The sequence below is a fragment of the Mycolicibacter senuensis genome (assembly GCF_002101885.1).
Lineage (GTDB): Bacteria > Actinomycetota > Actinomycetes > Mycobacteriales > Mycobacteriaceae > Mycobacterium > Mycobacterium senuense.
The window spans coordinates 17,298-40,836 of the sequence record NZ_LQPS01000050.1; the positions used below are offsets into that span (position 1 = coordinate 17,298).

Below are 23,539 nucleotides of genomic sequence, written 5' to 3' on the forward strand. Positions count from 1 at the left end.
GTGAGGAGGTGAGGCGTCATGGCTCAGCGTGAATGGGTCGAGAAGGACTTCTACAAAGAGCTGGGCGTCTCCTCCGACGCCAGCGCCGAGGACGTCAAGCGGGCGGCCCGCCGGTTGCTCGCCGAGAATCACCCGGACCGCAACCCCGGTAACAAAGCGGCTGAGGATCGCTACAAGGCGGTGTCCGAGGCCAAGGAAGTACTCACCGATCCGGCCAAGCGCAAGGAGTACGACGAGACCCGCCGGCTGTTCGCCGGTGGCGGGTTCGGCCGGCGCTTCAACGGCGGCGGTGGCGGCAACTTCGATCGGTTCAGCACCGGCGGTGACGGCAGCGAGTTCAACCTGAACGACCTGTTCGGCGCCGCCGGTCAGACCGGCGGCGCCAACATCGGTGATCTCTTCGGCGGCTTATTCGGCCGCGGCGCGCAGCAGCGGCCCAGCCGGCCGCGGCGCGGCAACGACCTGGAAACCGACTCGGAGCTGAGCTTCCTGGAGGCCACCAAGGGCGTCGAGATGCCGTTGCGGCTGACCAGCGCGGCACCGTGCACCAACTGTCACGGCAGTGGCGCGCGGCCGGGCACCAGCCCGCGAGTGTGCACCTCCTGCAACGGCTCCGGGGTGATCAGCAGCAACCAGGGTGCGTTCGGATTCTCCGAGCCGTGTACCGACTGCCGTGGTAGCGGATCGATCATCGAGCATCCGTGCTCGGAGTGCAGGGGAACCGGGCGGGCGGCTCGCACCCGCACCATCAACGTGCGCATTCCACCCGGTGTCGAAGACGGCCAACGAATTCGGCTGGCCGGTCAGGGCGAGGCGGGACTGCGCGGTGCGCCGTCCGGCGACCTGTACGTGACGGTGCGGGTGCGTCCGGACAAGGTCTTCGGACGCGACGGCGACGACCTGACGGTCACCATCCCGGTCAGCTTCTCCGAACTCGCCCTGGGCACCACGCTTTCGGTGCCGACGCTGGACGGCAAGGTCGGCGTGCGGGTGCCCAAGGGCACCGCCGACGGCCGGATCCTGCGGGTGCGCGGACGCGGCGTTCCCAAGCGCGGTGGCGGCAACGGCGACCTGCTGGTCACCGTCAAGGTCGCGGTCCCGCCCAACCTGGAGGGCCACGCCCAGGACGCGTTGGAGGCGTACGCGGCAGCGGAGCGGTCCAGCGGGTTCGATCCGCGGGCCGGATGGGCGGGTAACCGATCATGAGTAGATCCGAAAAGAACTCCCGCACCTTCCTGATCTCGGTGGCCGCCGAGCTGGCCGGTATGCACGCGCAGACGCTGCGGACCTATGACCGCATCGGACTGGTCAGCCCACGCCGCAGCGCCGGCGGCGGGCGCCGTTACTCGGAGCGCGACGTCGACCTGCTGCGCGAGGTGCAGCGGCTCTCGCACGACGATGGCGTCAACCTGGCCGGTATCAAGCGGATCATCGAGTTGACCAACCAGGTCGAGGCGCTGCAGTCGCGGGTCAAGGAGATGGCGGCCGAGCTGGAGAGGTTGCGCGCCAACCAGCGCCGCGAGATCGCGGTGGTGCCCAAGAGCACCGCCGTGGTGGTGTGGAAGCCGCGTAGCTCCTAGCTCCCAACCGGCGCCAGGCTTTAGGTGACCCGGATGGAGAACTGCGCCACCCCGGGCTCTCCCGGGCGCGCCATCCGGTAGCCGCCGCGGCGCAGCGCGTCGGTCGGTGCGGCCATCGGTTCGAAGCAGATCACGTCCTCGGTTCCCGGCGCGTAGAGCTGTGCGGCGGGGTAGCCCGCCTCGAAATGCACTTCGATGCGCCGTCCACCGCCGGACAGCGCGAACACCGCGCCGGGGGCCACCTCGTCGAAGCCGTCATCAAACACCGTCTCGCCCAACAGCTCGGCGGCCGACGGGTAGGGCGCGCTCACCCCGGTGGGGAGGCCGCGGTCGTCGACGAGCCGGGAGCGCATCGGCGGCGTCGCGATGCGCCACTGGTGCCGGGGCACGCCGGGCAGCTGTAGATACGGGTGGAACCCGAAGCACAGCGGCACCTCCGCCCCGGTGGTGGCGGTGACCGTGGTGCGCACCGTCAGCCTGCGGTCGGCGATACCGATGGCCAAGCTCAGCAGATGCGGGAAAGGGAACGACGTCAACAGGTCGGGTCGCGAGCCGAAGTCGAGCTCGGCGGTCACCGTGGACGCCGACTGTTCGGTCACCCGCCAGCCTGGGTCGCCGGCGAGCGTGCCGTGGATCGGGGCGCCGTGTTCGTCGGTGTGCACGCCGCCGGAGCCGGGGGTGAGCGTGACCTCGGTGTCACCGACGCGGTAGCCGTTGCCGCTCAACCGGTTCGCCCACGGGTACAACAGCGGGATGCCCATGGTCTTGTGGCCGGAGACGTAAGCCTGCAGGCCCCGTCGTAGACCGAGCAACTCCACCGCGCCGTCGGACAGTGAGGTGCCGATCATGCCGGCGCTCGGGACGAATGTCGCCGTGAGCTCCGACGACGGATCACGAAGGGTGCAGGTTTGGAAGCGGGACACGTTCACTCCGACAGTGGGTCGTGTTGGATGCGTTGGGCTGGCGCGCCTTTGGCGAGCAGTGCCGCCTCGGTGGCTCGGGTCATCTCCGGGCCGCCGCAGATCAGGATCTGGCGATCGCTCCAGCTGCCGTAGCGGGTTGCCACGTCGGCCAGCTGCCCGGTCTGCCGCACGTGCAAACCCCGTGGCGGGTTCACGTCGGGGTAGTCGGCGGCCCAGCCGGGGTCGCGCGCGTACTCCGACACCGGGGTGACCGACAACCACGGGTTGTGCGCGGCGATCTGCCACAGCGTGGGCAGGTCGTAGAGCTCGCACGGGTACCGGCCGCCGAAGAACAGGTGCACGCGCGGATTGACACCCCACCGGGTCAGGTCCATGATGATCGCCCGCAGCGGCGCCAGCCCGGTGCTGCCGGCGATCATCAGCACGTCACCGGCGTCGCGATCGACCTGTAGCCCGCCGTGCGGGCTGGACAGTCGCCACCGGTCCCCGGGCCTGGTCTCGTTGACGATCGCGGGGCTGACCAGGCCGCCGGGTACCGCGCGCACGTGGAATTCGATGGCCCCGGTCTCGTCCGGTGGCATGCTCGGGCTCAGATACCGCCACGACCGTGGGCACTGCGGCACCTCGACTTTGACGTACTGGCCCGGGTGGTAGGGCAGCGGACGGTCCAGCTGGATCCGGACGACGGCCAGGTCCCGCGAGACCCGCAGCTGCTCGACGACGGTGCCGTCCCACCAGGCCGGGCCGTCTTCGGCGTCGGCGGCGCCGCCCATCACCCCGATGATCAGATTCAGCGACTCGCGGGCGGCGTCGTCGACAGCGGGACCCCAGTCGGCGGCCAGCTCGTCGCGGAGGGTGGCGTACAGCACCTCTCCGATGGTGCCGTAATGATGTTGTGTCACACCGTATTTGCGGTGGTCTCGGCCGAGCTGAGCGAGAAAAGCGACCGGCTCCTGGGCGCGCTGGGCGACGAGTTCGCCGTACACCCAGTTCATCGCCTGGGCGAAGGCGACGCGGGTGGCGGCCAGGTCGGCGGGGAAGAGGTCTCGTACCGACGGGTCGGTGCCGAACCAGCGAGTGAACAGGCGGCCGACGAAGCTGTCGCCGCCGTCGGCGAACGCGTTACGCAGCACCTGCAGTGCGTCACGGTCGTCAAGGCCCACGGCCGCGATCTTATGCTGGCCAGCGGCGATACCGGCTACAGCGCGTGAATACCGTTGTAGGTCACCATCGCACCGATGAGCACCAGGATGACCGCGAGCAGCGCGGCGTGTTGCTGTTCCATCCAGTCCTTGAGCCGGTTGAGTGCCGGATCGAGCCGTTCGGTGGCGGCCAGGTAGCCCAGGATCGGGACCACGACCGTGGATGCGGCAACGGCAACGAAGAGCGCGGCCGCCTGCCAGTCGCCGGTGGACGTCAGCCCGGCGCTGCCGATGGCCAGGCCGGCGGCCGCGCACATGAACAGCACCTCGGGCCGGATCACGGCGAGCGCCACGGCCGTCAGCCCGGCCCGCGGCGCGGTCATGGAGGTGAATGAGCGCATCCAGCGCGGCATCTCGCCGTGTCGGTGCCGGCTCGCCCACCGGTAGCCGCCGAAGGCGATCAGCGCCACGCCGACCACGATCCGCAGCCACGAGGCCCAGGCCGGCGGTGTGTCGTTCAAGCCGCCCAGCAGGCTGGATGCGGCGACGAAGGCCGCGGTGAGTGCGGCCAGGCCGGCCAGCCAGCCGATGAGGAATGACAGCCCGGTCTCGCGCGGGCGCGCGGTGTGCAGCACCAGCACCGCGGGGATGACGGTGATCGGGGAGAGCGCCACCACCAGCGCGAGCGGAATCAACGTGGTCAACAACGAACCCAGGCCGGACGTCATGGCAGCACCGTAGCCGTTGGGCCGGCGGGCATCGCCGATGACGGCGCCGAACCACCCGACACTTGCCAGATACCCCTACCGGGTATAGGTTCACAGCAATGTTTCGACGCAAGGCGGATATGCCACCCAGGCCGCAATCTCCTGACCGGCGCCGGCCCGACTCGGCGACGAGTCGCCGGTTCGGGGTGGCGGGGGTCATCGCCGCACTGGCCTGCACGCTGGGCTGCTGCCTGCCGGCAATCCTGGTGGCACTCGGGGTCGGCGCATCCGGCGCCGCGGGCATGGGCCATGCGGCGCACGGCGCCGGCGAATCCCGGGGCGCCCTGCTCGACCTGCTGCACCGGGCCAGCCCGGCGCTGCTGATCGCATCGATCGTGCTGGTCGCCGGCGCATTCGCGATGCGGCGTCGGGCGGCGGTGCTGCCGGCGCTGCTGGCCGGCATCGTGCTGTACCTCAGCGTCCACGGCCAGACCGATCCCGCCGTGATGTACGCCGGTATGGCCATCGGTTACGGCGTCTGGATCGGCCTCTATTTCTGGACGCGCCGGTCAGCCGAGGCCTGAGTCCGGGCAGCCCAAACCGGCAAAATAGGGTTGAGCGGAACAGACTCAACCTTGACGGCGTTGGACAACACGACAAGCATTTTTGGCGAGCCGTCCCAGGCCCGCTCTGACCCCGATATGGAGGTGTCGTGGACTCGTTCAACCCGACCACCAAGACGCAGGCGGCCCTGACCGCGGCGCTGCAGGCGGCCACCGCCGCCGGCAACCCGGAGATCCGGCCCGCACACCTGTTGCAGGCCCTGCTGACCCAGAATGACGGCATCGCCGCGCCGCTGCTGGAGGCGGTCGGCGTGAGCCCCGCGACGATCCGCACCGAGACCGAGAGTCTGCTGCACCGGCTGCCGCAGGCCAGCGGCGCCAGTGCGCAACCGCAGTTGTCCCGCGAATCGCTGGCGGCGATCACCGTCGGCCAGCAGTTGGCCACCGAGATGGACGACGAGTACGTCTCCACCGAACATCTGATGGTGGGGCTGGCCACCGGCGATTCCGACGTCGCCAAACTGCTCACCGGTCACGGTGCCTCGCCGCAGGCGCTGCGGGAGGCGTTCACCAAGGTGCGTGGCAGCGCCCGGGTCACCAGCCCCGACCCCGAGGCCAGCTACCAGGCGCTGGAGAAGTACTCCACCGACCTGACGGCCCGGGCCCGCGAGGGCAAGCTCGACCCGGTGATCGGCCGCGACACCGAGATCCGCCGGGTGGTGCAGGTTTTGAGCCGGCGCACCAAGAACAACCCGGTGCTCATCGGTGAACCCGGCGTCGGCAAGACCGCGATCGTCGAGGGCCTGGCCCAGCGCATCGTCGCCGGCGACGTTCCCGAGAGCCTGCGCGACAAGACCGTCGTCAGCCTGGACCTGGGTTCGATGGTGGCCGGCGCCAAGTATCGCGGCGAGTTCGAGGAACGGCTCAAGGCCGTCCTCGACGAGATCAAGAACGCCGCGGGGCAGATCATCACCTTCATCGATGAGCTGCACACCATCGTGGGCGCCGGCGCCACCGGCGAGGGCGCGATGGACGCCGGCAACATGATCAAGCCGATGCTGGCGCGCGGCGAGCTGCGGCTGGTCGGTGCCACCACGCTGGAGGAGTACCGCAAGTACATCGAGAAGGACGCCGCGCTGGAGCGTCGCTTCCAGCAGGTCTACGTCGGCGAGCCGTCGGCCGAGGACACCATCGGCATCCTGCGGGGCCTCAAGGAGCGCTACGAGGTGCACCACGGGGTGCGGATCACCGACTCGGCGCTGGTCGCCGCGGCCACCCTCTCCGATCGCTACATCACCGCCCGGTTCCTGCCGGACAAGGCCATCGACCTGGTCGACGAGGCCGCCTCCCGGCTGCGGATGGAGATCGACTCCCGGCCCGTCGAGATCGACGAGGTCGAGCGGCTGGTGCGCCGGCTGGAGATCGAAGAGATGGCGCTGAGCAAAGAAGAAGACGACGCGTCGAAGGATCGGCTCGAGAAGCTGCGCGCCGAACTGGCCGACCACAAGGAGAAGCTCGCGGAGCTGACCACCCGGTGGCACAACGAGAAGAACGCCATCGACGTCGTCCGCGAACTCAAGGAGCAGCTGGAAACCCTGCGCGGTGAATCCGACCGTGCCGAACGCGACGGCGACCTGGCCAAAGCGGCCGAGCTGCGCTACGGGCGCATCCCCGAGGTGGAGAAGAAGCTGGAGGCGGCGCTACCCAAGGCCGAGGCTCGTGAGCAGGTGATGCTCAAGGAGGAAGTCGGTCCCGACGACATCGCCGACGTGGTGAGTGCCTGGACCGGTATCCCGGCGGGGCGGTTGCTGGAAGGCGAGACCGCCAAGCTGCTGCGGATGGAAGACGAGCTCGCCAAGCGGGTCGTCGGGCAGCGCAAGCCGGTGCAGGCGGTCTCCGACGCGGTGCGGCGCAGCCGGGCCGGGGTCGCCGACCCCAACCGGCCGACCGGATCGTTCCTGTTCCTGGGACCGACCGGCGTGGGCAAGACCGAGCTGGCCAAGGCGCTGGCCGACTTCCTGTTCGACGACGAGCGGGCCATGGTGCGCATCGACATGAGCGAGTACGGCGAGAAGCACTCGGTGGCCCGGCTGGTCGGGGCACCCCCCGGCTACATCGGCTACGACCAGGGCGGTCAGCTGACCGAGGCGGTGCGCCGCCGGCCCTACACCGTGGTGCTCTTCGACGAGGTGGAAAAGGCGCACCCGGACGTGTTCGACGTGCTGCTGCAGGTGCTCGACGAGGGCCGGCTCACCGACGGGCAGGGCCGCACCGTCGACTTCCGCAACACCATCCTGATCCTGACCTCCAACCTGGGATCGGGTGGCAGCGACGAGCAGGTGATGGCGGCGGTACGGGCGGCGTTCAAGCCGGAGTTCATCAACCGGCTCGACGACGTGCTGATCTTCGAGGGCCTCAACCCCGAGGAACTGGTCCGGATCGTCGACATCCAGCTCGAACAGCTCGACAAGCGGCTGGCGCAGCGCCGGTTGGCCCTCGAGGTGTCGTTGCCGGCCAAGAAGTGGCTGGCCGAGCGTGGGTTCGACCCGATCTACGGGGCCCGGCCGCTGCGCCGGTTGATCCAGCACGCCATCGGCGACCAGTTGGCCAAGCTGCTGTTGGCCGGGGAGGTGCACGACGGTGACACGGTGCCGGTCAACATCAGTCCCGACGGTGACGCGCTGGTCCTGGGCTGACAACCGCGGGCGAGTAGAGACACAGGTCCCCCGAACCGGGTTCGGGGGACCTGTGTCTTTTGCGGAATGGGTTCTGCGGATGCGATGACGAAGCTGATCGGTTAGCCTAACGGTTACTGAGAAAGTCCAGCATTTTCCAATACTGTCGTTAATTCGGAGGGTTCGTCATGTCGGGTCGTCGTCATCGCCTGGTCGGGGCGGTCAGCGCCGCCGGGGCGTTCCTGGTGCTCAGCGCCCCTGCGCCCGCGGCGCAGGCCGATTGGGACGACCTGTTCCAGCCCATCATCGACGCCTTCAGCATGGTCGATCCCGGCGTTGCCGTCGACACCGACCCGGGCAGCGCTTTGGCCTCGTTGGACACCCTGTTCGACGGCTGGTACCACGACCTCGTCTACAACCCGCTCAACAGCATTGCGCCGTGGCTGTTCGGTTCGGACCTGCCGGGCAGCGCTGTCGCCTACGGCCCCGACACCCCGGTTGCGGACCTCCCGTCGAGCTTCACCGTCCCGATGGAGGTCAATCTGACCACCCAGCCGGTGATTGACGTCTCGATCGGCGGCGGCGCGCAGACGGAGGTGCTGGTCGACACCGGCGCGGCCGGGCTGGTCGTGCCGATCTGGAACATCAACCCGTTCGGCATCACCGGCCTGCCCACCGGTTTCAACATCGGCCAGTTCGGTGGTGCGCTGAACTACTTCTATGTGGAGTTGCCCACCACGGTTACGTTCACCGGCGTGGACGGGGACACCGTCACCGCCGACACCACGGTGGACGCCGTGCTCTTCGCCTTCCCGGCGGACCTGAACCCCTTCGGTTCCTGGTCGATCTACGACTACCTGGCCGGCAGCTCCACCGGCATCCTGGGTATCGGGCCCAACGCACTCGGACCCACTCCCGACCACATTCCGACCGCCGACCTGCCGGGCAGCCTGGGCAACGGCGTGCTGATCGACCAGCCCAACGGCCAGCTGATCTTTGGGGACAATCCGCTGGAAGGCGGGACGGCGATCCAGGGGGCGCCGTGGGCGGAGTTGTACGTCAGCCTCAACGGAGCGACGCCGCACAGCGTCGATGCGGTCATCGACTCCGGCGGTGTCTACGGCACCATGCCGTCCTCGGTGCTGGCGAACGCGGGCGTGACACCGGTCAACGGATCGCTGCCCAGCGGAACGACCATTGAGGTCTTCACCAAGGACGGAACGCCGCTGTACTCCTACACGGTGGGCTCACAGGCGGGTGAGGTGCGCAGCCCGGTCGTGGTTGGCGCCAACAGTGGCATGAACACCGGCAACTGGCTGTTCGCCCAGCAGCCGGTCTACATCTCCTACAGTCCCGAGGGCGTCGGACAGACCATCGTCGGCGGCACCCCCATCCAGGCGGGTGGCTGACAGCACCGAGCCGGACTCGGTTGGCCGGCTAGCGATTTTTTGCTGTTTCTTGGGTAAATCCCCTGGTGTTCTGCGCCTCTGAGTGGGTTAGCTGACCGCGTTGGTTGCGGGTAGGCCCGCTGTCCGCGACCTCGGCGCGGGGAGGTTTGCGATGGCAGTTCAGCGACGGCAGCTGGCGGGTGCGGCCGCGGCATTCGGGGTCTTCGTGGCGGCGGGGGCTGCTCCGGCCGCGCACGCCGACTTCGACGAGCTGTTCGAGCCGTTCCTCGACGCGCTCAGCGCGGCCGATCCCGGCGCGGCGGCCGACACCGACCCCGGTTCGGCGCTGGCGTCGTTGGACACCGCGTTCGACGGCTGGAACCAGAACCCGATCAACGACCTCGGGCAGGTGCTGGCGGGTGGGGCCGCCGACGCGGGCACGGCCGGCAGCGCCGTCGCATCCGACACCACCGTCCCGGACAGCTTCACCGTCCCATTGCAGGTCAACGCCGTCACCGAGCCCGTGGTGAGTGTGTCGGTGGGCGGCGGCGCGCAGTCCGACGTGCTGGTCGACACCGGTGCTGCCGGGCTGGTCATGCCGATCTGGAACATCAACCCGTTCGGGATCACCGGGCTGCCCACCGGTTTCAACATCGGGCAGTTCGGCGGCTCGCTGGACTACTTCTACGTCGAACTGCCCACCACCGTCACCTTCACCGACGCCGCCGGCGACACCGTCACCGCCGAGACCAGCGTCGATGCCGTGCTCTTCGCCTTCCCGGCGGACTTCAACATCTTCGGCCCCTGGTCCATCGCCGACTACCTGGGCCCGGCCAACGTCGTCGGCGTGCTCGGGGTCGGACCCAATGCGTACGGCCCGTCAGCTGACAGCATTCCGACCGCCGACCTGCCGGGTGAGCTGGGTAAGGGCTTGCTGATCGACCAGGCCGACAAGGAGTTGATCTTCGGTGCCAACCCGTTGGACGGCGGGACCTCGGTCGACGGGGCGCCGTGGACCACACTGGACCTCAGCATCAACGGCTCGGCGCCGCAGTCGGTCTCGGCGGTGGTCGACTCCGGCGGGGTGTACGGCACCATGCCGTCCTCGGTACTCAACGGGGTCGTACCGGAAAGCAACGGCGGATTGCCGGACGGGACAACCATCGCGGTCTACCAGCACGGCACCCACAACCTGCTCTACCAGTACACGGTGCACAACTCCGACGGGAGCTTTAATTCCCCGACCGTGAGCTCCGGCGACACCATGAACACCGGCAACATTCCGTTCGCCCAGCAGCCGGTCTACATCTCGTATGCGGGCAACGGGAGCACCGTCTTCGGTGGCTCCGACGCCCTCCAACTGTGACGTTGACCTCTTGGAATTGTCCTGATGCACGGTTGTGACCGACAAGCGTTCTCGCTTCCGGCCCGACAACAGATACGCTAGGCGCAATGGTCCCGCTCTGGTTCACGCTGTCCGCGCTGTGCTTCGTCGGCGCGGGCGTCTTGCTGTACGTGGACATCGACCAGCGTCGCGGCCGCAGCCGGCGCCGTAGGTCCTGGGCCCGTTCCCAGGGTTTCGACTTCGAACTGGAGTCCACCGAGATCCTGCAGCGCTGGAAGCGCGGCGTGATGTCGACGGTGGGCGATGCCCCGGTGCGCAATGTGGTGCTCGGTCAGATCCGCGGCGAGGCCGTCTACATCTTCGACCTGGACGAAGTCGCCACGGTGATCGCGCTGCATCGCAAGGTCAGCACCAATGTCGTCGTCGATGTGCGGCTCAAGGGCCTCAAGGAGCCGCGCGAGAACGACATCTGGCTGCTCGGCGCGATCGGCCCGCGGATGGTCTACTCCACCAACCTCGACGCGGCGCGCCGCGCGTGCGACCGGCGGATGGTCACCTTCGCCCACACGGCTCCCGACTGCGCGGAGGTGATGTGGAACGAGGCGAACTGGACGTTGGTGAGCATGCCCATCACCAGCACCCGCGCCCAGTGGGACGAAGGGCTGCGCAGCGTCCGCCAGTTCAACGACCTGCTGCGGGTGCTGCCCCCGGTGCCGCGCCGCCAGCCGGTCGAAGCGGCGGCCGGCTCGGCCAAGCCGGCGGGCCGGCGCAACGGACAGCCCAGCCGCCCGCTGGGTTCGGGCGGTGCGGTGGAGGCCGCCGAGGACAGCGCGGCCGATCAGGCGTCGTCCCAGGCGGCCGGTCCGCCGGCGAGCAATACCGCTGCGTCCGCCGAGCCGCGGTCACGGCGCCGTGCCGCCCGTGACGAGCCGTCGGGCATGCTGCACGTCCCGGGAACGGGCACCGGCCGCAACGGCCGGCAGACGGCGCACTATCAGCGCTGACGTCCGGCTCTGAATAACCGACAGTTACTCTGTGGGTCATGTCGCGTCCTGCTCGAGCTACGGCCCTGGTCACCGGGCCTACCTCGGGACTCGGCGAAGGCTATGCCCGCCGGTACGCCGCCGACGGCTATGACCTGATCCTGGTGGCCCGCGACGCCAAGCGGCTCAACGCGCTGGCGGCCGAACTGCGCGGCAGTCACGGTGGTGACGTCGAGGTGCTGCCGGCTGATCTGGCCGACGCCGACGACCGGGCCAAGGTTGCCGAACGGTTGCGCGTCGGCGTGCGGGTGCTGGTGAACAACGCTGGTTTCGGCACCTCCGGGGAGTTCTGGACCGCCGACCCCGCGCTGCTGCAGTCCCAGCTGGACGTCAACGTCACCGCGGTCATGCAGCTCACCCGCGCGGCATTGCCCGCGATGATCGAGGCCGGTGCCGGAACCGTCATCAACGTGGCAAGCGTCGCCGGGCTGCTGTCCGGTCGCGGCTCGACGTACTCGGCATCCAAGGCGTGGGTGGTGTCGTTCACCGAGGGGCTGGCCGGTGGGCTGGCGGGCACCGGGGTCGGCATCCACGTGGTCTGCCCGGGCTATGTGCACACCGAGTTCCATGAACGCGCCGGCATCGAGATGGGCACGCTGCCGTCGTTCATGTGGCTGGAGGTCGACGACGTCGTCGCGACCAGCCTGGCCGACATCGCCCGCGGCGACGTGATCAGCGTGCCGGGCCTGCAGTACAAGGCGATCACCACGGTCAGCCGGCTGATTCCGCGCGGCTTGTCGCGGACGCTGACCAAGACTTTCGGGCGGGGCAGTGGGCGAACTTGACGGTGCAGAGCGCGATGAGCTGGCCGCGCTGGTCCGCGAACTCTCGGTCGTGCACGGGCGGGTGACGCTGTCGTCGGGTGCCGAGGCCGACTACTACGTCGACCTGCGCCGCTCCACCCTGCACCACCGGGCCGGTGCGCTGATCGGCCGGCTGGTCCGACGGCTCACCGACGACTGGGACTACGTCGCGGTGGGCGGCCTGACGCTGGGCGCAGACCCGGTCGCGACCGCGGTCATGCACGCCCCGGGCCGGCCGATCGACGCGTTCGTGGTGCGTAAGTCGGTGAAAACCCATGGCATGCAACGTCTTATCGAAGGAGCAGACGTTGCGGGGCGGCCGGTTCTGGTGGTAGAGGACACCAGCACCACCGGCGGGTCGGCGCTGACCGCGGTGCGTGCGGTCCGCGACGCCGGTGGGCATGTCGTCGGTGTGGTGACCGTGGTGGACCGTGCCACCGGGGCGGCGGAGGCCATCGAGGCCGAAGGCGTGCCCTACCGCAGCGTGCTCGGCCTGGCCGAGCTGGGACTGGGCTGAGCCGGGTTGTGCGCAGACTGATCGCGGCGGTGCTGGCACTGGCCGTCGCGTGCGTGGCGGCCTGCTCGGGTTCGGCGGCGAGCGGCCCCTACGGCGCCCAGAGCGCGCGGATCGGCGAGGCTCTGCCGCTGTTGGGTTGGGAGGTGACGCTGACCAACCTGCGCTGGGAGGTCGATCATGTCCTCATCGACGTCAAGGCGCACGTCCCCGATCCGGACAGTCCGCACGCCGCGGCCGGTGAACTGCGGTTCGGGATCTACGGCACACCCGCTCGCTCGGTCGAGGCGACCGGCCTGGGCAGTTGCGATGCGCTGGGGGAGTTGACGCCGGCGCCGCTGTCGAACCGCGAACCCGAGCGGTTGGACGGCACCGTGTGCCTGGGGCCGCTCAAGGAGCGCAGCGCGGTGCGCGGCGTCTACGCCTACTCGCCGGCCGACCGGATCAAGGACACGACGGTGGCCTACCCCGCGGCGTTTCCGGTGGGGCTGCCGCCGATCAACCCCTACGACACCGGCTTGGTGCTCACCCCGCAGGGGGTTGCGGCCTACCGGGCCGACGGCGTCCCGCTGGCCCCGAGCGCCCTCGGTGACCCGAAAGCGTTCTCCGGCAACGGATACCTGGTGCTGAGCCTGACCGCCGACGCGGTCGCCGGACAGTACCGCGAGGACGCGGAGGCCCGCGGCGGGCCGCTGATGCTCATCGCCGGCCCGGCGACTCCGATGCCCGGGCTGGGGCCGGACTGCCTGGCCTCCGGGTCGTCGGTGCTGATCCTGCCCGAGGCGTCGCTGAACGCGGTGCACGTGCCGACGTCGCTGTGCACGCACGGGGAGATCAACGCCGCGGTGCTCTACGCCTCGGTGTCGGTGGTGGGCACCCACGCCGCCGTATGGACCACTTCGTGACCGAGCCGCCTCAAGATCCCGGCCCCACCGAGTGGTTCCCGCCGGCCAACGGCGTCGGGCCGTGGCAGGGTGAGCCGCCCACCGATCCCCGCTACGATCCGGAGCTGTTGCGCGACGGCGACCGCCGCAACGTCGTCGACACCTACCGCTACTGGACCCGCGAGGCGATCATCGCCGACATCGACTCCCGGCGGCACCGGCTGCACGTGGCGATCGAGAACTTCGGGCACGACGCCAACATCGGTTCGGTGGTGCGCACCGCCAACGCGTTCGCCGTGCACACCGTGCACATCGTCGGGCGGCGGCGGTGGAACCGGCGCGGCGCCATGGTCACCGACCGCTACCAGCGGCTGCGGCACCACGACGGGGCGGCCGGACTGCTGGAGTTCGCCGCCCAGCAGGGCCTGACCACCGTCGCGGTGGACAACGTCGCCGGGGCACAGCGTTTGGAGCAGACCGTGCTGCCGGCCGACTGCCTGCTGGTGTTCGGCAGCGAAGGCCCCGGCATCAGCGACGAGATGCGGGCGGGCGCCGATCTGCTGGTGTCCATCGCCCAGTTCGGCTCCACCCGCAGCATCAACGTCGGGGTGGCGGCCGGCATCGTGATGCACACCTGGATCGCCCGGCACGGGCACCTCGACCGCGCCTGGTAGGGCAGGATCTCAGGCTATGGATCTGCTCTGGGCGAATCGGGCCGAAAGCGCCGAGGCCGCTGTCAACGCGAGACATCTCAAACCGCTCTGGCATCTCCCGGGCACTCACCTCGGCGTGGTGGCCTGGCCGCCGATCCGCCGCGCGCCGCACTGGCACTACTGGTGGCAGGCGCACCTGCTGGACTGCCTGGTCGACGCGCAGCTGCGTGACCCGCAGCCCGACCGCGCGACGTCGATCAAGCGCCAGGTCCGCACCCACCGGTTGCGCAACATGTTCTGCTGGACCAACGCCTACTACGACGACATGGCATGGCTGGCGCTGGCCATCCAGCGCGCCTGCGTGGTCACCGGGATCGACCGGCATCGCGCGCTGCGCGCCCTGACCCGCGAGCTGACCGACTCCTGGATGCCCGAGGCCGGCGGCGGGATCCCCTGGCGGAAAGAGCGCCAGGAGACCGAGCCGCCCTTTTTTAATGCCCCGGCCAACGGACCGGCCGGGATCTTCCTGGCGCGTGAACCCGGCTGGCTGCAGCGGGCCCAGCAGATGGGCGACTGGATCGACGCCACCCTGATCGACCCGGAGACCCACCTGGTGTTCGACGGCATCCGGTCCGGGTCGCTGGTGCGCGCCGAATACACCTACTGCCAAGGCGTGGTGCTCGGCCTGGAGACCGAACTGGCGGTGCGCACCGGTGCGCCGCGGCATGCGGCGCGGGTGCAGCGACTGGTCACCGCGGTCGACAAGCAGATGGCCCCCGGCGGAGTGCTCAAGGGTGCCGGCGGCGGCGACGGCGGGCTGTTCGCCGGGATCACCGCCCGGTATCTGGCGTTGGTGGCCACCGATCTGCCGGGGGAGTCCGCCGCCGACGCCGAGGCGCGCCACACCGCCGCCGAACTGGTGCTGAGATCGGCGAGGTCGGCGTGGGACTACCGACAGTCGGTGGACGGCCTGCCGCTGTTCGGGGCGTTCTGGGACCGGCCCGCCGACCTGCCCCGGGCCGACGGTGCGGTGGCCGCCTCCGTCGCCGGTGCGGTGTACGAGTCCGAGGTGCCCGAACGCGACCTGTCGGTGCAGTTGTCGGGCTGGATGCTGATGGAGGCCGCGCACGTGGTGGCGGCGTCCCGCCCACCCGGCTGACCCGGAGGCCTACTCGGGGTTCTGGATGCTGAGCGCGGACTCGTCGCCCGGCGTTTCGGCCGAGCGCTTCTGCCGGCGCGCCAGGTAGGCCTTGGTCGCCGAGAAGATCGCCGGCAGCAGCGAGACGAACAGGATCCCGATGATGATCAGTTCCAGGTGGTCGGTGATGCCCGGCACCTTGGTGCCCAGCAGGTAGCCCGTCAGGGTCATCCCGGCGCCCCACAGGATGCCGCCGACGATGTCGAAGGCCAGGTAGACGGGGTAGCGCATATAGGACACGCCGGCGATCGGCGGGACGAAGGTCCGGGCGAACGGCACGAAGCGGGCCAGGATGATCGCCACCGGACCGTACTTCTCGAAGAAGGCATGCGAGTCGGTCACATAGTGCTTCTTGAAAAAGCGGGAGTCCTCCTTCTTGAACAGCGCCGGCCCGATGCGTCGGCCGATGAAATAGCCGCACTGGTCGCCCAGCACCGCCACGACCGCCACCGACGGCGCCAGCACCCAGATGTCGGGGTTGCCGGCGGCGGCCAGCAGGCCACCGGTGACCAACAGTGATTCGCCCGGCAGCAGCGGAAACAGCAGACCGGTCTCGATGAAGACGATCACCAGGATGGCCGGCAGCACGGCGTGCTCGAATACCCCGCCCTGCCCGATCCAGTACATCGGGTCCAAGATGTGGGGCATCGCCGCCACCGTCATGCTCATGACGCACCAACATACCGGGGGCCGCGAACGAAACCGGTCCTGAGATACTCGATGTCAGTTTCGGTCAGCCAGGAGGAGAGTTCCATGCCCATCGCCACCCCCGAGGTCTACGCCGAGATGCTGGGCCGCGCCAAGGAGAACGCGTACGCGTTCCCGGCGATCAACTGCACGTCATCGGAGACCATCAACGCGGCCATCAAGGGGTTCGCCGACGCCGGCAGTGACGGCATCATCCAGTTCTCCACCGGCGGCGCGGAGTTCGGCTCCGGTCTGGGCGTCAAGGACATGGTGGCCGGCGCGGTGGCGCTGGCCGAGTTCGCCCACGTGATCGCCGCCAGGTACCCGATCAACGTGGCGCTGCACACCGACCACTGCCCGAAGGACAAGCTGGACGGATTCGTGCGCCCGCTGCTGGAGATCTCCACGGAACGGGTCAAGGCCGGCCGGCACCCGCTGTTCCAGTCGCACATGTGGGACGGTTCGGCCGTGCCGATCGACGAGAACCTGACCATCGCCGAGGAACTGCTGGCCAAGGCGGCGGCCGCCAAGATCATCCTGGAGATCGAGATCGGCGTGGTCGGCGGCGAAGAAGACGGTGTGGAAGCCGAGATCAACGAGAAGCTCTACACCACCCCCGAAGACTTCGAGAAGACCATCGACGCCCTGGGGGTCGGAGACCACGGCGAGTATCTGCTGGCCGCCACCTTCGGCAACGTGCACGGCGTCTACAAGCCGGGCAATGTCAAACTGCGCCCCGACATCCTGGGTGAGGGCCAGAAGGTGGCGGCGGCCAAGCTGGGCCTGCCGGCCGGCTCCAAGCCGTTCAACTTCGTCTTCCACGGCGGCTCCGGTTCGCTGAAGTCGGAGATCGAAGAGGCGTTGCAGCACGGTGTGGTCAAGATGAACGTCGACACCGACACCCAGTACGCGTTCACCCGCCCGATCGCCGCGCACATGTTCACCAACTACGACGGCGTCTTCAAGATCGACGGCGAAGTGGGCAACAAGAAGGTCTACGACCCGCGCAGCTACCTCAAGAAGGCCGAGGCCGCCATGACCGAGCGGGTCATCGAGGCGTGCAACGACCTGCACAGCGCCGGCAAGACCCTGAGCTGAGGCGCTGAGGCGTTGACACTGCAGCCACGGCGGAAAAGTTCGAGAAGACGCCGCCGTAGACGCAGCGTCAACGTGGCTGGGTTCACCCGCCGTGCGACTGGCAGATCTTCCACTGGTCGTCGCGGAACTGCAGGTCGAAGCTGCGGGTTGAGCGGACGCGTGGCGCGTAGGCCATGAACGCGGTGACATTGGCTTCGGCGTGGCCGTCGTTGACCACGACCTCGTCGATGCTGGCGACCACCGGGTACTGCTTGGCCGCCGCGATCCGCCGGTAGGTCTCGTCCCACGCCTTCTGGTCGTAGTTGACGTAGCGGTCGCGGATGTCGCCGCAGGTCAGACTGCGCAGCGCAGCCAGGTCGCCGTTCTGCATGGCGATGTCGAAGTTCGAGATGGTGCCGCGGACCCGCTCCTCCTGCGAGGCGGCCTGCCGGTCTTCGCGGGTCAGCCACAGCGTGCCCAGCACCGCGACCACCGCCAGCACCACGATGACCAGGATGAGCGCCAGCACCCAACCCCAGCTGCGTGACACGGTGGCGGGCAGTCTGCCGCCCAACCGCGGTGGAATCTGTTGCGGTATCGCCTTTCCCGCATCACCGGACTGCCGGGCGATGAGCTCGGTGTCGGCGTCACCCACCGACGGCATGACCTCGGTCGCCCCGTCGAACCCGGGCGCGGTGAACCGTCGCTCCGGCGGTCCATCCGGGCCGGAACCGGTGGCGGTGGGCGCTGTCTCGGTGCTGATCACCTCGGTGACGGCATCGGCATCCACATCCGCCGGTGCGGCGTCAGCAGCCTCGGGAATGACCGTGGTGGCGGTGTCGTCACCGGCAGGGACGGCCGGCGGCACCTCGGCGGCCTGATCGGGCTCGGCGGGTTGGATCGGGGGGCCATCGGGCTCGGGTTCGTGACCGGATGCGGGCGGAGCGGGGATGTCGTCGCGGTCGGGACCCGATGGGTTCGGCATAAGCTACTGCTGTCCTCCCGCTAGCGAATCTGCTGGCCGCCAGTTTACTGAGCGGGGCGGCGGATTGCCGGAGTGGCTGGCCATGGACGGCACGGCAGAATGGATGATGTGACTCTCACCGGTGATCTCCTCAGCCCCGATCCGATCTTGCTGCCCGGCGACCCCGACGCCGAGGCCGGCCTGCGTGCCAACCAGGACCCCGCCATTGTCGCGGCCGGGCATCCGTCGGCCTCGGTGGCGTGGGCGGCGCTGGCGGAAGCGGCATTGACCGACGACAAGGCGGTCACCGCCTACGCGTACGCGCGCACCGGTTACCACCGGGGTCTGGACCAGCTACGCCGCAACGGGTGGAAGGGCTACGGCCCGGTGCCCTACGCGCATGAACCCAACCGGGGCTTTTTGCGGTGTGTGGCCGCGCTGGCGCGTGCCGCCGATTCCATCGGGGAGACCGACGAGCTGGCGCGTTGTCTGGCTCTGCTCGACGATTGCGACCCCGGCGCCCGCTCGGAACTGGGGCTGAGCTGACCCTGCGATGACGCGCACCGGTCAGCACCGGATGGGGCAATCGCCGCCCTGCCCGGGCGGTTCCACCTGGACGGTGGCGTGGGTCAGCCCGCGGGCGGCCAGCACCGCCCGCGCCTCGCCGAGCACCCGCCCGGGGTCGGCACTGGTGCGCAGATGCGCGGTGGCCATGTCCTGGCCGGGAACCAGCGTCCAGACGTGGAGGTCGTGGACGTCGGTGACCCCCTCGACGGCGCTCAGCGCCGCGCGCAGCTCGGCGACGTCGATGTGGCCGGGTGAGGCCTCGGACAGGATTCGCAGCGCGTCCCGGGCCAGCGCGAAGGCGCGCGGCAGCACCCACAGCGCGACGAACACGGCGACCACCACGTCGGCGTAGGGCCATTCGGTGGTCACGGTGACGACACCTGCGATCAGCACCGCGACGTTTCCGACCGTGTCGGCGACCACTTCCATGTAGGCGCCGCGCACCGCCAGGCTGGCCTCGGTGTGCGACCGCAGCAGCAGGATCACCACGATGTTGACCGCCACGCCGGCCAGCGCGATGACGATCAGCGGCAGGCCCGGCACGTCCGGCGCGGTTCCGATGCGCCGGATCGCCTCGGTGAGGATGAACGTCGCCACGCCGACCAGCAGCACCGCGTTGGCGACCGCGGTGAACACCTCGGCGCGGTGCCAGCCGTAGGTGCGTGACGGTGAGGTGCTGCCGCGCCGGGCCAGCATCACCGCGGCCACCCCCATGAACAGCGCGGCCAGGTCGGTGAGCAGGTGGCCGGCGTCAGCCAGCAGGGCGATCGAGTTGATGGAGATCGCGGTGCCCAGCTCGATGACGAAGAACGCGCTCAGGATCGCCGCCCCGATGACCATCCGGGACAGCCGGGAGTCGGTGTGATGGTGATCGTGACCGGTGGCCATGGCTAGCAAATATATGTCGCGGCGCCGTCGTGGGGGCTGCGCGATCAGAACCAGGCGTTCCAGAACTGCGTCAGGCTCATCCCCCACGACACCAGCAGGCGCGGTACGGCGAACAGGTCGACGAACCAGAGCACCAGCCCGAAGAACTTCTGGTTCAGCATCGGCGAGGAGATCAGCAGCACCAGCAGCACCAGCAGGCCCCACTGCGCGAACGGCGCCACTGCCCGCTGGGTGGCCGGGCTCAGGTGCGGCTCCAACGCGCCGTAGCCGTCCAGTCCGGGCACCGGTAGCAGGTTCAGCACCACCGCGGTGACCTGCAGGAAACCCAAGAACGCCAGCCCGGAGAAAAACACCGGATGCGCCGGGTCGTAGCACACCCGGGTGGCGCTGAGCAGCAGCCCGGCCAGCACCAGGTTGGCCGTCGGCCCGGCCAGGCTGACCAGGGTGCGCCGCAGCGGCGTCATGAACGACGTCTGCACGTACACCGCCCCGCCCGGCAGGCCGATACCACCCAGGGCGATGAACAGCATCGGCAGCACCAGCGATAGCCCCGGATGGGTGTAGCGCAGCGGGTTGAGCGTCAGGTAGCCGCGCATCTCCACACCGCGGTCACCGAACCGCCAAGCGGTGAAGGCGTGACCGAATTCGTGCAGGCACAACGACACCAGCCAGCCGGCGATCACGAACACGAAGACCCCGGCGTAGGCCATCGGCCCGATCTCGCCGGCCGCCCGCCAGGCCAGCACGCCGCCGAGCGCGGTCACGGCCAGCAGCGCCAGGAAGACCGGGCTGGGCCGTACCGCCTGGCCACGCAGCGGGCGGACGTTCACCGCACGAACCTATCGGACCCCTCGGAGCTATCGGACGAGCAGCCAGTCCTCGATGTGCCGATAGAAGGTGGATCGTTTCACCGTCCGGGTGCCGTAGACCCCGTCGCGCACCACCAGCGCCCCCGTGGTGCCCAGCTGCGCGGCCCGCCCGGTCACCCAGCGGCGCACCCGCCCGCGCCGTCCCGGGATCCCGGCCCGCAACCCCGGCGCGGCGGCGATCGGCTCGATCAGCACCTCGGCCACGTCGCCGTCGAAAAGCGCGGTGTCGTCGACGATCCCCTCACCGCGCAGCGTTTCGGCGCCGTCGACCGGGAGCCAACGGCCCACGCCGGTCAGGGCGGTCCCGGCGTCGTCGCGGATCAGCGGCACCGGGCCGGCGGTGCCGTGTCGGGCACGCCGCGCCGCCCGCCGGCCGGCCGGCAGCCGGTTGGCGCGGGTGGCGGGGGTGCGTCGCGGTGGCGCGTAGCCCAGCTCGACGTCCAGCCGGTCGGAGCGCAGCAGCCGGGTCAGCACCCAGGCCAGGTCGGGGTCATCACCGACCACCACCAAGCGGTGAGAGTTTTCGATCGCCGCGGCTACCGCACCCTCGGCGTCGTCGCTGACGGGCACGGCCGTGAGCCCCCGTAACGGGCGGGGTAACGACCGCCCGGCAAACAACAGAACGACGGCGTCAGGGGCGTTAGTAGTGTTCAACGCGCTCCTTGGGAATCGCTTCAGATAGGCTCAGTCACCGGCTGGACCACAGTAAGCCAAGACAGTTAGCGAGGATCCATGCCGGCAATCGTCGTCATCGGCGCCCAGTGGGGTGACGAGGGCAAAGGGAAGGCCACCGACCTACTCGGCGAACGAGTGCAGTGGGTGGTGCGCTACCAGGGCGGCAACAATGCCGGCCACACCGTGGTGCTGCCCACCGGGGAGAACTTCGCGTTGCACCTGATCCCGTCGGGGGTGCTGACGCCGCACGTCACCAACATCATCGGCAACGGTGTGGTGGTCGACCCCGGGGTGCTGCTCGACGAGCTGGCCGGGCTGGAGCGGCGCGGGGTGGACACCTCGCGACTGCTGATCTCGGCCGACGCGCACCTGCTGATGCCCTATCACGTCGCCATCGACAAGGTGACCGAGCGCTACATGGGCTCCAAGAAGATCGGCACCACCGGCCGCGGCATCGGGCCCTGCTATCAGGACAAGATCGCCCGGATCGGGATCCGCGTCGCCGATGTGCTCGACGAGGAGTCGCTCGCCCAGAAGATCGAGGCCGCCCTGGAGTTCAAGAACCAGGTGCTGGTCAAGATCTACAACCGCAAGGCGCTGGAGCCGCAGCAGGTGCTCGAGGACCTGCTGGTGCAGGCCGAGGGGTTCAAGCACCGCATCGCCGACACCGCGCTGGTGCTGGGCGGCGCGCTGGACCGTGGCGAGCACGTGCTGCTGGAAGGCTCGCAGGGCACCCTGCTCGACGTCGACCACGGCACCTATCCGTTCGTGACGTCGAGCAACCCCACCGCGGGCGGCGCCGCCGTGGGCTCCGGTGTCGGGCCCACCCGCATCACCACGGTGCTGGGCATCCTGAAGGCCTACACCACCCGGGTCGGCTCGGGGCCGTTCCCCACCGAACTGTTCGACGCCAACGGTGAGTACCTGTCCAAGGCCGGCGGCGAGGTCGGGGTGACCACCGGCCGGCAACGGCGCTGCGGCTGGTTCGATGCGGTGATCGCCCGCTATGCGACCCGGGTCAACGGCATCACCGACTATTTCCTGACCAAGCTCGACGTGTTGTCCACGCTGGAAACCGTGCCGGTCTGCGTTGGTTACACCGTCGACGGCAAGCGTACCGACGAGCTGCCGATGACCCAGGAGGAGTTTGCCCGCGCCGTGCCGGTCTACGAGGAACTTCCCGGCTGGTGGGAGGACATCTCCGGCGCCCGCACCTATGAGGAGTTGCCGGCCAATGCGCGGGACTACGTGTCGCGGCTGGAAGAGATCGCCGGGGCCCAGGTTTCGTGCATCGGGGTGGGGCCCGGCCGGGAGCAGACCATCGTGCGCCGCGATGTGGTGCGGGACCACTCGTGAGTGAGCAGCGGCCGGAGGAACTCGACCCCGACTACGCCAGCCACGGCGGGTTCCCGGACTTCGCGGTCGTGGACCCGAGCCCGGGCTTCGCGCGATTCGTCACCACGATGCGGCGGCTGCAGGACCTGGCGGTGTCCACCGCCCCCGACGACGCCACCTGGGACGACGCCGCCGACCGGGCCGAAGCGCTGGTAGGGCTGCTGGAGAAGTTCCCGGTGCCGCAGGCTGTCGCCCCCGCCGGGCGGGCGCCGTCGCTGCCGGGCATGGGCAGCCTGTTGATGCCACCGTGGCGGATCACCCGCTTCGAACCCGACGGGGTGTCGATGGCGGGGCGGTTCAGCCGGTTCCACGTCGGCGGCAACTCCGCGGTGCACGGCGGCGTGCTGCCGCTGCTGTTCGACTGGATGTTCGGGATGGTGGTGCACGCCGCGAACCGCCCGATCAGCAGGACGGCGTTCTTGCACGTCGACTACCGCAACGTCACCCCGATCGACGCCCCGCTGGTGGCCCACGGCCGGATCGACAAGGCCGAGGGACGCAAAGCGTTCATCAGCGCCGAACTGACCGACAGCGACGGCACGCTGCTGGCCGAGTCGCAGGGGCTGATGGTGCGGCTACTGCCGGGACAGCCCTAACTGGCCGGCACCGCTGCGGCTCGGGCCCGCGATGGTCATCGCGGCGAACAGCGCCAGGAACGACACGGCCGGAACCGTGTTGGGGATGCTGTCGCGGACCCGGATGTGGGAGCCCACCGCGAGGACGAAGTACAGCGTCAACGCCGCCGTGGTCAGCCGGGCCAGCACCGGGAAGCGGCCCGCCGACAGCAGGCCGACCGCCGAGGCGACCTTGACGATCGGCAGGATCGGGCGGATCTGCTCGGGGCACTCCACGGTGTCGAGCGCCTTGGCGATGTAGGGCACCGGGATGGCGCAGAGCACGGCGTCGACGGCCTGGAAGGCGGCCAGCCCGTTGTAGGTCTTCGGCGAGGTGAGGGCACTCATGGGATCGACTCTAGGCGCGGCAGACCCGAACCGCCCG

At 69.5% G+C, this 23,539-nt stretch carries 25 protein-coding genes; 16 read left to right on the forward strand and 9 right to left on the reverse strand.

Annotation, left to right across the window (positions count from 1 at the left end; translation table 11 throughout):
* Positions 1-18 precede the first annotated feature (18 nt).
* Both dnaJ and AWC24_RS18830 read left to right on the forward strand, forming a co-directional pair.
* Positions 19-1,206 (forward strand): molecular chaperone DnaJ, encoded by a 1,188-nt coding sequence (dnaJ, locus tag AWC24_RS18825; RefSeq protein ID WP_085087946.1) that lies wholly within the window; start codon positions 19-21, stop codon positions 1,204-1,206.
* The gene (locus AWC24_RS18830; RefSeq protein ID WP_085087949.1) at positions 1,203-1,580 is read left to right on the forward strand and encodes a heat shock protein transcriptional repressor HspR; all 378 of its coding nucleotides are present in this window, start codon (positions 1,203-1,205) and stop codon (positions 1,578-1,580) included. Before dnaJ ends, AWC24_RS18830 begins: the two co-directional genes overlap by 4 nt.
* Before the next feature lie 20 nt (positions 1,581-1,600).
* Here the strand turns inward: AWC24_RS18830 and AWC24_RS18835 are convergent, their stop codons facing one another.
* Genes AWC24_RS18835 through AWC24_RS18845 form a run of 3 tightly spaced genes read right to left on the reverse strand, consistent with a single transcriptional unit; the run spans position 1,601 to position 4,373 of the window.
* A complete protein-coding gene (locus tag AWC24_RS18835) occupies positions 1,601-2,503 on the reverse strand; it encodes an aldose 1-epimerase (protein WP_085088176.1) in 903 nt (300 codons plus the stop codon).
* A gap of 2 nt (positions 2,504-2,505) precedes the next feature.
* Positions 2,506-3,666: an FAD-binding oxidoreductase gene (locus tag AWC24_RS18840; RefSeq protein ID WP_085087952.1), complete on the reverse strand. Its 1,161-nt coding sequence runs from the start codon at positions 3,664-3,666 to the stop codon at positions 2,506-2,508.
* 35 nt (positions 3,667-3,701) lie between these two features.
* Positions 3,702-4,373, reverse strand: a complete 672-nt coding sequence (locus tag AWC24_RS18845; RefSeq protein ID WP_085087954.1) for a GAP family protein — start codon at positions 4,371-4,373, stop codon at positions 3,702-3,704.
* Positions 4,374-4,471: 98 nt separating this feature from the next.
* On the opposite strand from AWC24_RS18845, the gene AWC24_RS18850 reads away from it, so the two are divergent.
* The 10 genes from AWC24_RS18850 to AWC24_RS18895 all read left to right on the forward strand — a co-directional run bounded on the left by AWC24_RS18850 (position 4,472) and on the right by AWC24_RS18895 (position 15,379).
* On the forward strand, positions 4,472-4,936 hold the full coding sequence (locus AWC24_RS18850; protein ID WP_234807437.1) for a hypothetical protein: 465 nt from the start codon (positions 4,472-4,474) through the stop codon (positions 4,934-4,936).
* A 128-nt stretch (positions 4,937-5,064) separates the two neighbouring features.
* Complete coding sequence (gene clpB / locus AWC24_RS18855) at positions 5,065-7,611, forward strand: ATP-dependent chaperone ClpB (protein ID WP_085087957.1); 2,547 nt, start codon at positions 5,065-5,067, stop codon at positions 7,609-7,611.
* Positions 7,612-7,778: 167 nt separating this feature from the next.
* Positions 7,779-8,999: a PecA family PE domain-processing aspartic protease gene (locus tag AWC24_RS18860; RefSeq protein ID WP_085087959.1), complete on the forward strand. Its 1,221-nt coding sequence runs from the start codon at positions 7,779-7,781 to the stop codon at positions 8,997-8,999.
* Between the two features lie 151 nt (positions 9,000-9,150).
* Positions 9,151-10,344, forward strand: a complete 1,194-nt coding sequence (locus AWC24_RS18865) for a PecA family PE domain-processing aspartic protease (RefSeq protein ID WP_165757767.1) — start codon at positions 9,151-9,153, stop codon at positions 10,342-10,344.
* Between the two features lie 86 nt (positions 10,345-10,430).
* Positions 10,431-11,327 (forward strand): trehalose monomycolate transport factor TtfA, encoded by an 897-nt coding sequence (ttfA, locus tag AWC24_RS18870; protein ID WP_085087961.1) that lies wholly within the window; start codon positions 10,431-10,433, stop codon positions 11,325-11,327.
* Positions 11,328-11,365: 38 nt separating this feature from the next.
* Positions 11,366-12,151 (forward strand): SDR family NAD(P)-dependent oxidoreductase, encoded by a 786-nt coding sequence (locus AWC24_RS18875; RefSeq protein WP_085087964.1) that lies wholly within the window; start codon positions 11,366-11,368, stop codon positions 12,149-12,151.
* Positions 12,138-12,686, forward strand: coding sequence for an orotate phosphoribosyltransferase (pyrE, locus tag AWC24_RS18880; RefSeq protein WP_085087967.1), 549 nt, complete (start codon positions 12,138-12,140; stop codon positions 12,684-12,686). Before AWC24_RS18875 ends, pyrE begins: the two co-directional genes overlap by 14 nt.
* An 8-nt stretch (positions 12,687-12,694) precedes the next feature.
* Positions 12,695-13,588, forward strand: coding sequence for a hypothetical protein (locus tag AWC24_RS18885; protein WP_085087970.1), 894 nt, complete (start codon positions 12,695-12,697; stop codon positions 13,586-13,588).
* Positions 13,573-14,241, forward strand: a complete 669-nt coding sequence (locus AWC24_RS18890; protein WP_085087973.1) for a TrmH family RNA methyltransferase — start codon at positions 13,573-13,575, stop codon at positions 14,239-14,241. The genes AWC24_RS18885 and AWC24_RS18890 overlap by 16 nt, the downstream gene beginning before the upstream one ends.
* Before the next feature lie 16 nt (positions 14,242-14,257).
* On the forward strand, positions 14,258-15,379 hold the full coding sequence (locus AWC24_RS18895; protein ID WP_085087976.1) for a glycoside hydrolase family 76 protein: 1,122 nt from the start codon (positions 14,258-14,260) through the stop codon (positions 15,377-15,379).
* A gap of 9 nt (positions 15,380-15,388) precedes the next feature.
* Here AWC24_RS18895 and AWC24_RS18900 read toward each other — a convergent pair whose 3' ends face one another.
* A complete protein-coding gene (locus AWC24_RS18900) occupies positions 15,389-16,087 on the reverse strand; it encodes a DedA family protein (protein ID WP_085087979.1) in 699 nt (232 codons plus the stop codon).
* 84 nt (positions 16,088-16,171) lie between these two features.
* Here AWC24_RS18900 and fbaA point away from each other — a divergent pair, with 84 nt between their 5' ends.
* The gene (gene fbaA / locus AWC24_RS18905) at positions 16,172-17,203 is read left to right on the forward strand and encodes a class II fructose-bisphosphate aldolase (RefSeq protein WP_085087981.1); all 1,032 of its coding nucleotides are present in this window, start codon (positions 16,172-16,174) and stop codon (positions 17,201-17,203) included.
* 82 nt (positions 17,204-17,285) lie between these two features.
* Here fbaA and AWC24_RS18910 read toward each other — a convergent pair whose 3' ends face one another.
* Positions 17,286-18,167: an Rv0361 family membrane protein gene (locus AWC24_RS18910; RefSeq protein WP_109560563.1), complete on the reverse strand. Its 882-nt coding sequence runs from the start codon at positions 18,165-18,167 to the stop codon at positions 17,286-17,288.
* Between the two features lie 108 nt (positions 18,168-18,275).
* On the opposite strand from AWC24_RS18910, the gene AWC24_RS18915 reads away from it, so the two are divergent.
* The gene (locus AWC24_RS18915) at positions 18,276-18,692 is read left to right on the forward strand and encodes a DUF3151 domain-containing protein (protein ID WP_085088186.1); all 417 of its coding nucleotides are present in this window, start codon (positions 18,276-18,278) and stop codon (positions 18,690-18,692) included.
* Positions 18,693-18,713: 21 nt separating this feature from the next.
* Here AWC24_RS18915 and AWC24_RS18920 read toward each other — a convergent pair whose 3' ends face one another.
* Genes AWC24_RS18920 through AWC24_RS18930 form a run of 3 tightly spaced genes read right to left on the reverse strand, consistent with a single transcriptional unit; the run spans position 18,714 to position 21,148 of the window.
* Positions 18,714-19,601, reverse strand: coding sequence for a cation diffusion facilitator family transporter (locus tag AWC24_RS18920; protein WP_085087984.1), 888 nt, complete (start codon positions 19,599-19,601; stop codon positions 18,714-18,716).
* A 44-nt stretch (positions 19,602-19,645) separates the two neighbouring features.
* Entirely contained in the window at positions 19,646-20,431 is a 786-nt protein-coding gene (locus tag AWC24_RS18925; RefSeq protein ID WP_085087987.1) for a site-2 protease family protein, read from the reverse strand.
* Between the two features lie 27 nt (positions 20,432-20,458).
* Positions 20,459-21,148, reverse strand: a complete 690-nt coding sequence (locus tag AWC24_RS18930; RefSeq protein ID WP_407663475.1) for a peptidase M50 — start codon at positions 21,146-21,148, stop codon at positions 20,459-20,461.
* Between the two features lie 54 nt (positions 21,149-21,202).
* Here AWC24_RS18930 and AWC24_RS18935 point away from each other — a divergent pair, with 54 nt between their 5' ends.
* Entirely contained in the window at positions 21,203-22,501 is a 1,299-nt protein-coding gene (locus AWC24_RS18935; protein ID WP_085087992.1) for an adenylosuccinate synthase, read from the forward strand.
* Positions 22,498-23,136, forward strand: a complete 639-nt coding sequence (locus AWC24_RS18940) for a PaaI family thioesterase (RefSeq protein ID WP_085087995.1) — start codon at positions 22,498-22,500, stop codon at positions 23,134-23,136. Before AWC24_RS18935 ends, AWC24_RS18940 begins: the two co-directional genes overlap by 4 nt.
* Here AWC24_RS18940 and AWC24_RS18945 read toward each other — a convergent pair.
* The gene (locus AWC24_RS18945) at positions 23,116-23,502 is read right to left on the reverse strand and encodes a DoxX family protein (protein WP_085087998.1); all 387 of its coding nucleotides are present in this window, start codon (positions 23,500-23,502) and stop codon (positions 23,116-23,118) included. The two genes, AWC24_RS18940 and AWC24_RS18945, sit on opposite strands and share 21 nt — an antisense overlap.
* Positions 23,503-23,539: the final 37 nt, after the last annotated feature.